Source organism: Mycobacterium sp. (assembly GCF_025965855.1).
Lineage (GTDB): Bacteria > Actinomycetota > Actinomycetes > Mycobacteriales > Mycobacteriaceae > Mycobacterium.
The window spans coordinates 1-3,192 of record NZ_JAOPWB010000166.1 but is presented as its reverse complement, the minus strand read 5'-3'; the positions used below and the strand labels follow the sequence as shown (position 1 = coordinate 3,192).

Genomic DNA, 3,192 nt, shown 5'->3' with positions numbered 1-3,192 from the left:
CGCGCAACGCGATGTCTCCGGAGACCACAAACCGCTGCTTGTCGAGCCTGAGGTCGAGCAACAGATCGATCGACAAAGGGATGTGGATGACGAACGTGATGTCGTCACCCAGGCGCCGGGTCACCTTCGGATCGTGGATCTTGACGTTGGCGCTGACCTTGGCAATCCCGCCGGGCCCCTGAGCGATCGGCTCCATGGCAAACTCGTTGCCCGCAATATCGGCGAACGCGGCGCCGACACGCTCGGGGGTGACGGCGACCTCGAAGAACCTGCGGCCGAACTCCTCGTAGGTGACATAATCGTGACTTGGCATAGGCTTATACCGTCTCATGTCCCCTGCCGGAACGGTCGCTGATCTGCTCGCGTCGCAGCAATTTCGCCTCAGCGGCGGCCCCGGATCAGGCTGGGCGGCCCCGATGGGAATCACGAGGATGTGACCCCGCACCCACCACGTGGCGCTGTGAACAACACCACACGCGTGGCGCTTGGATTCGGTGTCTCGGCCGCCGGCCTGGGAGGCTTGACTGACTTGGAGGTGTCTGGAGCTGATGTGCGCCCAAAAAACTACTGAGCCGCGCTCGTTCACGTCCCGGATCGAGGGACCGCTCACTTGGCTCGGCGGCGGGCACTGGCGCGAGCTCGGCGAGCGCCACGAGCGGGAGACCCATGCCGACGAAGCCCTAGCGGGCGCGATCGTGTTGCTCGGGGCCGCTCTGGCCTGGCTGGTCGCGGGCCTGGCGGTGAGCGCGTCCACGCGCTGGCCAACGCTCGCCGTCGTGTCGCTCACGCTCGTCTTCGGCCTGCTGGTGGGCGCGGTGACGCGCGGCACCGCCGGCGGGCCGGCACGGAGCTGGCCCGCCATCGCCGGACGCGCGGCCGTCGCGATCGCCGTCGGCGTCGTCGTCGGCGAGCTCGCCTCGCTCGTCATCTTTGCCAGCTCGATCGACCACCGCCTCGACGAACGGGCCCTGCGCAACGCCGACTCGGCGCCAGCCGTCGCGCAGGCGTCGGCGTCGCTGCAACAAACCAAGGACGCGCGAAGCGGGCTCGACCACGCCGTCGCGCAGGCTCGCGAGCGCCAGGACCAGGCACTGGTCGTGGCACGCTGCGAGTACAACCCCACGCCGCCCTGCCCGCAGACCCGGATCACCGGCGTTCCCGGGGCCGGAGCCGAAACACGAACGGCAAACGAGCTTCTCGCCGACGCGCAGCACGAACTGGATAACGCGTTGGCGGCTCGTGACCGCCAGGCAGCCGGATTGGACGCCCGGATCTCCCGCGAGGAGCAAGCCCTCGCCCAGGCGCGTCAGGACGTGGTCGCGGAGGCCGGGCGGGGGCTCGGCGCACGCTGGGTCGCCATGAACGATCTCACCCTCGCCGACCCCGGGGCATTGGCGCTGCGGCTGGCGGCGATCGCGTTCTTCGCGCTGCTGTGCCTGCTGCCGCTGATCCTGCGGCTGTGGCGTGGCGAGACGACGCACGATCGCCACGCGACGGCGCGCGCGGACCGTGAGCGCGCCGAACTCGAGGCCGAAACCGCCATCGCGATCAAGCGGGCGCACGTCCGCCGCGAGGCCGAGATCATGTGGGCCGAGCATCAACTCACCCAGGCCAGGCTGGCCATCGAGGCGCAGACCGAAATCGACCGCGAACAGCAGCGCCGGCGGGTGATGGACGCCCTCGATACGCCGGTGCGCGCGTCGTCGCGGCGTACGTTCGAGCCCGTGGAGGACGACATATACCTGCCCATCGCCGCGGAAGCGGAGGCGGCCAGCCGGGCGATCGCCCCGTTGCCTGCCGGTGCCCAGGAGGCCGGGGTCGAGACGGCCCCGGAGAACCCCGCGAACCTGCCCGCACCGGTCGAGCCGGGCCGCGAGGTCGAGCCGCATGATGAGCGAGCGACGCCGTTGATCCCGTCGCTTCCCGAGGCCACCAAAGCCGCGGCCCGCTGGATTCGTCCGCTGGTTCCGCCGTTCGTCGCCCGGGTGATCGACAACACGACTCAGCCGCTGCGCACCGCGCGCCAGGTGTTCGAAGAGGTCGAGGAGATCACGTTCGCACTCAAGCGCACCCGCAAGGTGACGCTCGATTCGGAAAGCACCGATGCCAGCGGGCAAGCACCGCAGCAGTCCGCGACCGACGAGGTCCCGTCCGCTGCCGCCCCGATCGCGTCTTCGCGGGGAGACCGCGGCCACGGAACACGCCACCGGGTCGGGAGCCACGAGGGAGACTCGTCGGTGCACGGGATTGCCGCGAATGACGTCGGGAACCGGACGCTGGGGTCGGCGGGGCGTGACCGCAAGGCCGAGTTGACGCAGCGGGACGGACCGCGCGAACTGCGTGCGCCCGAAGGCCCCCGGCAGCTACCACCCGGAAAGTGATTGCGGCATTGGCGCACTGGGTCATCGGATCACGCAGATTTCATTGTGAGGCCAGCTACCGTTAAAGCCCTGTTGGCCGCAGCGGATGCGCGCTCAGCCTCACTTTGCGACAATCACGGAACTATGAGACTCGTGCTGCTGCTGGCAAGTGCCGCCGTGGTGATCGGTACCGCCGCCCCGGCCTATGCCGACGCTGACGCCAAGGATCAAGTCTTCCTCAGCGCGCTTGCGAAAGCCGGGCTGACTTACCTGAACGCCGACCGCGCGGTCACGGCCGGCAAGCAGGTGTGCAGCCTGGCCGACGGCGGAATGACGGGCGAAGAAATCGTCAAGAACCTGCAGGACCGCAATCCGGGGTTCCAGGGCCCCGGGGCCGCCAAGTTCGCGGCAATCGCGGCCTCCGCGTACTGCCCCGAAAAGCTGACCCAAACCGAGGAAGGCGAAGCGCCGAAGCCCAGCGGGGCATAGCGACGCCTTGCCGCACTAACCCACGTTCGGCCGGGCCCCCACCGGGGGCAATGCGGGTCCTGGGCCCCGGTGCCTGATCCGCGCGAAGGTATGATCCTCCCGACGACAGCGGGGGAAGGATCTCGTGGATCTCGAGGCGGCGGCGGTGGCAGGGCAGGATCACGCTGTGACAACCGGAAAAGCGATCGCGGCCCCGGCCGACGCATGAAGATCAGCCTATTCCTTTCGGCCGCGGCGCAGGCCGACGTCCTATCCGGAAATGTGCACGCCTTGGGGCTGGGGTGGCGCCAGTGCGAAACACCTTCGCGTCCTTTCGCTTTGTTGCTGTTCCTTGACTTCTACT

Annotated in this window: 2 protein-coding genes and 2 pseudogenes; 3 read left to right on the top strand and 1 reads right to left on the bottom strand. The window is 68.9% G+C overall.

The genetic code is table 11. The features are described 5' to 3' along the window. A pseudogene (locus JWP83_RS13525) lies at positions 1–313 on the bottom strand (hypothetical protein); the annotation flags it as partial. 235 nt (positions 314–548) lie between these two features. On the opposite strand from JWP83_RS13525, the gene JWP83_RS13520 reads away from it, so the two are divergent. The 3 genes and pseudogenes from JWP83_RS13520 to JWP83_RS13510 all read left to right on the top strand — a co-directional run. After that, positions 549–2,381 (top strand): DUF4407 domain-containing protein, encoded by a 1,833-nt coding sequence (locus tag JWP83_RS13520; protein ID WP_297730621.1) that lies wholly within the window; start codon positions 549–551, stop codon positions 2,379–2,381. A gap of 123 nt (positions 2,382–2,504) precedes the next feature. Next, a complete protein-coding gene (locus tag JWP83_RS13515) occupies positions 2,505–2,849 on the top strand; it encodes a DUF732 domain-containing protein (RefSeq protein WP_297730619.1) in 345 nt (114 codons plus the stop codon). Positions 2,850–3,053: 204 nt separating this feature from the next. Continuing rightward, positions 3,054–3,192, top strand: a pseudogene (locus JWP83_RS13510) (hypothetical protein); the annotation flags it as partial.